The sequence below is a fragment of the Streptomyces sp. NPDC060205 genome (genome assembly GCF_042728395.1).
Classification (GTDB): domain Bacteria; phylum Actinomycetota; class Actinomycetes; order Streptomycetales; family Streptomycetaceae; genus Streptomyces.
This window is the reverse complement of record NZ_JBHWZP010000454.1, coordinates 1-6,229: the sequence shown is the minus strand read 5'-3', so window position 1 is coordinate 6,229 and position 6,229 is coordinate 1. Positions and strand designations below refer to the sequence as shown.

Below are 6,229 nucleotides of genomic sequence, written 5' to 3'. Positions count from 1 at the left end.
TGTGGTCGGCGCGGACCTCGGCCCGACCGCCGTAACGGGCGCCACCCCTGTGGGGTGCCGCCCTTCGCGCGTGCCGCTCCCGGCGTCCTACTTGCGCATGACCTCAGGCTCGTGGCGGCGCAGGAAGCGGGCCACCAGGAAGGCGCAGACCGCGGCGAGGGCGAACAGGGCCGTCATGTCGAGGACCCAGGTCAGCGCCGTGTGATCCCACAGGGGATCGGTCTCGGCCGTGTTGTGCGGGTTGATCTTGTTGAAGTCGAGCGTGGCCCCGGAGGCGCCGACCGCCCAGCGCGACGGCATCAGGTACGAGATCTGGTTGACGCCCACGGCTCCGTTCAGCGGGAACAGGCAGCCGGTGAAGACGACCTGGATGATCGCGAACATCACCAGCAGCGGCATGGTCTTCTCGGCGGTCTTCACCAGCGAGGAGATGACCAGGCCGAACATCATCGAGGTGAAGCCGAGCGCCATGATCGGCAGGGAGAGTTCCAGCGCGACCGCGCCGCCGAGGATCAGTCCCTCGTCGGGGATCGTCCGGCTCATGAAGCCGATCGCGCCGACCAGCGCGCCCTGGAACATCGTGATGACGCCGAGGACGATCACCTTGGACATCAGGTACGCGGAGCGTGACAGGCCGGTCGCGCGTTCGCGCTCGTAGATGACCCGTTCCTTGATCAGCTCACGGACCGAGTTCGCGGCGCCCGCGAAGCAGGCGCCCACCGCGAGGATCAGCAGCACCGTCGCGGCCGTGCTGTTCGGGATGGGCAGGCCGTTGGGCTGCAGTTTCGTGTTCACCAGCAGCGTCTTGTCCGGCTCGATGAGCAGGCTGACCGCGCCGAGGACCGCCGGCAGGATCACCGTCAGGGCAAGGAAGCCCTTGTCGGACGCGATGACCGAGACGTACCGCCGGACCAGTGTGCCCAGCTGGGACATCCAGCCCTGGGGCTTCGGCGGGCGCATCGCCTGCGGCGGCGGCATGTGTACGGACTGCGGGGCGACCGCGTCGATGTCCGCGGCGTACATCTGGTAGTGCTGAGAGCCCTTCCAGCGACCCGCCCAGTCGTAGTCGCGGTAGTTCTCGAAGGCGGAGAACACATCGGCCCAGGTGTCGTAGCCGAAGAAGTTCAGTGCCTCCTCGGGCGGACCGAAATAGGCCACGGAACCGCCGGGCGCCATGACCAGAAGTTTGTCGCAGATGGCCAGTTCCGCCACGGAGTGCGTGACGACGAGGACCGTGCGGCCGTCGTCGGCGAGGCCGCGCAGCAGCTGCATGACATCGCGGTCCATGCCCGGGTCGAGGCCGGAGGTCGGCTCGTCCAGGAAGATCAGCGACGGCTTGGTCAGCAGCTCAAGGGCCACCGAGACGCGCTTGCGCTGGCCACCGGAGAGGGAGGTGACCTTCTTCTCCTTGTGGACGTCGAGCTTCAGCTCGCGCAGCACCTCGTCGATCCGGGAGTCGCGCTCCTGGGTCGTGGTGTCCGCGGGGAAGCGCAGCTTGGCCGCGTACTTGAGGGCCTTCTTGACGGTCAGTTCCTTGTGCAGGATGTCGTCCTGCGGGACCAGACCGATGCGCTGACGCAGCTCGGCGAACTGCTTGTAGAGGTTTCGGTTGTCGTAGAGGACGTCACCCTCGTTGGCGGGGCGGTAGCCCGTGAGCGCCTTGAGGAGCGTCGACTTGCCGGAACCGGAGGGGCCGATGACCGCGATGAGCGACTTCTCCGGCACGCCGAAGGAGACGTCCTTGAGGATCTGCTTGCCGCCGTCGACCGTGACGGTCAGATGGCGGGCCGAGAAGGAGACCTCACCGGTGTCGACAAACTCCTCAAGGCGGTCGCCCACCAGGCGGAACGTCGAGTGGCCGACGCCGACGATGTCGTTCGCGCCGAGCAGCGCGGAGCCGCCCTTGGCGATCGGCATACCGTTGACGAACGTGCCGTTGTGCGAGCCGAGGTCACGGATCTCGTAGCGCCCGTCGGGCGTCGCGTGGAACTCGGCGTGGTGCCGCGAGACCTGCAGGTCGGAGACGACCAGCTCGTTCTCCAGCGCACGGCCGATCCGCATCACGCGGCCCAGCGACATCTGGTGGAACGTGGTCGGGCTGCGGTCGCCGTAGACCGGCGGCGCCCCCGCGGCGCCGCCGGAGCCCTGCTGCTGCGGGATGTGCCCGCCCTGCTGGCCCTGCTGCTGCGACTGCTGCCAGCTCTGCTCGGGCGCCTGCGGAGTCTGCTGGGCCCAGCCGGTCGCCGGGGCGCCCTGAGCGGCGTACGGCTGCTGCTGGGGCTGTGCCTGCGGTGTCGCGGCCGCGGCGCCCGTCATGCTCAGGCGTGGTCCGTCGGTCGCGTTGCCGAGGTGCACGGCCGAGCCGGGGCCGATCTCCATCTGATGGATCCGCTGCCCCTGCACGAATGTGCCGTTGGTGCTGCCGTGGTCCTCGATGACCCAACTGCGGCCGCCCCAGCTGATCGTGGCGTGACGCCAGGACACCCTGGCGTCTTCGAGCACGATGTCCCCCTGCGGATCGCGTCCGAGGGTGTATGGCCTCGACGCTTCGAGCGTCCAGGTCCGTCCGTTCAATTCCAGTACGAGTTCCGGCACTCCATGCCCCACTGTGTTGTCCCCCGATGTACCCCCAACACAGGGAGTCTAGGGATGTCGAACATCGTGGGGAACTATTTCAGTAGGAGGCCCCTGACCGAAAGTCGGGCCTCGCGAAGACCGAGTACGGGCGTCTTGTCCGTTTCCGTTGACGGGGTTGAAACCGGACCGGAGAGTGGTAATCCCACGCGAGGGGGACACCGCGGCGGAGGTGTCGCGGGTGCGGAGTCGGGGGGCTGATGATGAGCGACGGGTCCGTGGGACAGGGCAGGCGCGTACCGGTGGGCGATGTGCTGCTGTCCTCGATCGCCGCCGTGAGCTGGGCGTTGATCGGCATGGCGGGGGTGGCCGCGCTGGGGCTGCATCTGCTCGATGCCGACGAGACGGCCTCGCTCGGGCCGATGACCGCGGCGCTCGTGGCGCTCGGGGCGGGTGGTTCGGTGACACCCTCGGGCGATATGTCGGCGTTCGGTCTTGAAGGCGCGCAGGCCGACACCGCCCTCCAGATCACGCCACTCGGGGTGAGCCTGGTGGGCGCGCTGCTGCTGTCCTGGTTCTTCCTGCGCTCGCTGCGCGGGGCGGGCGCGGTGATCTCACCCGCCGAACTGGCGGCGCGGGCGGGCACGGTGGCCGCCCTCTTCGTGGCGCTGCTGGGGGGTCTCGCCTGGGCGGGACACGACATCATCACGATCGACGGCGGTGCGCTCGGGCTCGACAAACTGCCGGGCGGCGGGGTGCCCGACGACGTGGAGGTGCCCGGGCTCGGCAACATCGGCGGTCTGCTGCCGGACCGGCTCGGGGACCTCGCGGACGCGAACGCCAAGGTGGGCTTCACCGTCGACACCGTGCCGACACTCCTCGGGGGCCTCGGCTGGGTGCTCGGCGTCCTGCTGATCGCGCTGCTGGCCTCCCGCAGGACCCCGCTGCCGGGCGGCTGGACGGCCGTGCACCGCGTGGTGCGGCCCGCGGTGTCCGCGCTGGTCACGGTGTTGCTGGTGGCGGTCCTGGCGGGCTTCGCGGCGGCGGCGTACGCGGCGATCGGCGACGACAACCCGAAACGGATCGCCGGCGCCGCCCTGCTCGGGGCACCCAACGGCGTGTGGCTCGGCATCCCGATCGGGCTCTTCGTGCCGTGGGACGGGACGGCCGAGGGTCCGTTCCTGCAGTTCCTGCCGGACCCCATGGACGACCTCCTGAAGTTCTCCGACGAGCCCGTGACCCTGGCCAGGCTCGCCGAACTGGACGGCCGGGTCTGGCTGCTGGGCATCGCGGCGGCCCTGATGATGCTGTTCGCGGGTGTCCTGACCGCGGCCCGCACCCCGTTCGTACGGGAGCGGGGCGTCCTCGGTTTCGCGGCTCGCTGCGCGCTGCGGCTGGCCGTCGTGACCGCGCTGGTGCTGCCGTTGCTGGTCTGGCTGACGGAGGTGTCCGTGGACGCCTCGCTGTCCGTGCTCGGCATAGACGCGTTCGACTCCGGGATCGAGTTGCGCGGGCAGATCGGCATGGCGCTGCTGCTCGGTGCGCTGTGGGGCGCGGTCGCGGGCGCGGTGGGCGCGCTGCTCGCGTGCGCGTCGGGTGCCGCCGGGCGGCAGGCGGCGCCGCTGGCACGGGGTGACGCGGGCACGGGCGCGCCGGAAGCCGTCACCTCGTACGCGGAACCGGCCGGGCAGGCGGCGGGGCATGCGGCCGGGGAGGCCGGTCCCTACCGGCCCGGTACGCCGTTCCGGCCGACGAACCCGGAGACGAACCCCTATCTGCGGATCCCCGACGAGTTACGGGAGTCCGGGCCCGGTCGGCGCTCCGGCCCCCAGTCCCCCGGCGGCTCCTGGCCGCCCGGCGGGCAGCGTGGCGACCCGGGCGGACAAGCAGGGCCTCCCGGCGCCCGGCCGCGTCCCCCCGGTGGGCCGTCGCAGTCCCCCGGCGGCCGGCCGGGGCCCGCCGGTGGGCCTTCAGGGCCCGGTGGACAGCCTGTCGGCGGCGGTGGGCAGCCGCCGCCCGGCCCGCGTCCGCCGGACGACGTGCCGGACGACGTGTACGGGGCGCAGACCATGATCGGCCCCCTCCCGCCGACGCGTCGTCCGGGTCCCGGGGCCGGGCCCCGGCGCGGTCGCCGCTCCGCGCAGGACGGACCGCCCACCCCACCGGACGAACTGCCTCCCCCGCCACCGCCCCGCAAGCCGGGCGGGCGCCGCTGACCGCGCGGCGGGCGCGGGGCCGACACGGCCCGTGAAGGCGGGGGACACCCGGGCGACATGTACTGTTCCCTGTCCGTCAGGCGGACCTCGGGGTCATTCGGCACGGAGTGCCGGATACGGTGTGAGCACCATGAGCGCATCACACACCCCTGATGTTCCCACTGATGTCCCGACTCTCCTCGTCAAGATCTTCGGCAAGGACCGTCCCGGTATCACCGCCGGGCTCTTCGACACCCTCGCCGCCTACTCGGTCGACGTCGTCGACATCGAGCAGGTCGTCACCCGTGGCCGGATCGTGCTGTGCGCGCTCGTGACGCATCCGCCGGCCGGCCTGGAGGGCGATCTGCGCGCCACCGTGCACAGCTGGGCGGACTCGATGCGGCTGCAGACCGAGATCATCTCCGGTCACGGCGACAACCGGCCCCGCGGGCACGGCAGGTCGCTGGTGACCGTCCTAGGGCATCCGCTCACCGCGCAGTCGACGGCCGCCATCGCCGCCCGGATCACCGGGGCAGGCGGCAACATCGACCGTATCTTCCGGCTGGCCAAGTACCCCGTGACCGCGGTCGAGTTCGCCGTGTCCGGTACGGAGCCCGAGGCGCTGCGGACCGCGCTGGTGACCGAGGCCGCGGCGCTCGGCGTCGACATCGCGGTGGTCGCGGCCGGGCTGCACCGGCGGGCCCAGCGCCTGGTCGTCATGGACGTGGACTCCACGCTCATCCAGGACGAGGTCATCGAGCTGTTCGCGGCGCACGCCGGCTGCGAGGCCGAGGTCGCCGAGGTGACGGCCGCCGCGATGCGCGGCGAGCTGGACTTCGAGCAGTCCCTGCACGCACGCGTGAAGCTGCTCAAGGGGCTCGACGGCTCCGTGGTGGACAAGGTGCGCAGCGAGGTGCGGCTGACACCGGGGGCGCGCACGCTGATCCGCACGCTGAAGCGGCTCGGCTTCCAGGTCGGTGTCGTCTCCGGCGGGTTCACCCAGGTGACGGACGATCTGCGGGAACGGCTCGGGCTGGACTTCGCCCAGGCCAACACGCTGGAGATCGTCGACGGGAAGCTCACGGGCCGGGTCATCGGCGAGATCGTGGACCGGGCGGGCAAGGCGCGGCTGCTGCGCCGGTTCGCCGCGGAGGCGGGCGTGCCGATCTCGCAGACGGTGGCGATCGGTGACGGGGCCAACGACCTGGACATGCTCAACGCGGCCGGTCTCGGGGTCGCCTTCAACGCCAAGCCCGTGGTGCGCCAGGCGGCCCACACCGCGGTGAACTTCCCCTTCCTCGACACGGTCCTCTATCTGCTGGGCGTGACACGTGAAGAGGTCGAGGCGGCGGACATGCACGTGGACTGACAGCCCTTGTGCGCGCTCGCGAGGGCACCTGCTCGCGCGAGCACCCGGCTGAGGGCTCCCGAGGCAGGGACGGGGCCCGGCACCATCGTGG

At 71.2% G+C, this 6,229-nt stretch carries 3 protein-coding genes; 2 read left to right on the top strand and 1 reads right to left on the bottom strand.

Translation table 11 applies throughout. The annotated features are described in order from the left end of the window. Nucleotides 1-87: 87 nt before the first annotated feature. Entirely contained in the window at nucleotides 88-2,595 is a 2,508-nt protein-coding gene (locus tag ACFWGJ_RS40725; protein WP_387334009.1) for an FHA domain-containing protein, read from the bottom strand. 242 nt (nucleotides 2,596-2,837) lie between these two features. Here ACFWGJ_RS40725 and ACFWGJ_RS40720 point away from each other — a divergent pair, with 242 nt between their 5' ends. Both ACFWGJ_RS40720 and serB read left to right on the top strand, forming a co-directional pair. Beyond that, complete coding sequence (locus ACFWGJ_RS40720) at nucleotides 2,838-4,790, top strand: streptophobe family protein (RefSeq protein WP_387334010.1); 1,953 nt, start codon at nucleotides 2,838-2,840, stop codon at nucleotides 4,788-4,790. A gap of 130 nt (nucleotides 4,791-4,920) precedes the next feature. Continuing rightward, nucleotides 4,921-6,138 (top strand): phosphoserine phosphatase SerB, encoded by a 1,218-nt coding sequence (serB, locus tag ACFWGJ_RS40715; RefSeq protein ID WP_387334008.1) that lies wholly within the window; start codon nucleotides 4,921-4,923, stop codon nucleotides 6,136-6,138. Nucleotides 6,139-6,229 lie beyond the last annotated feature (91 nt).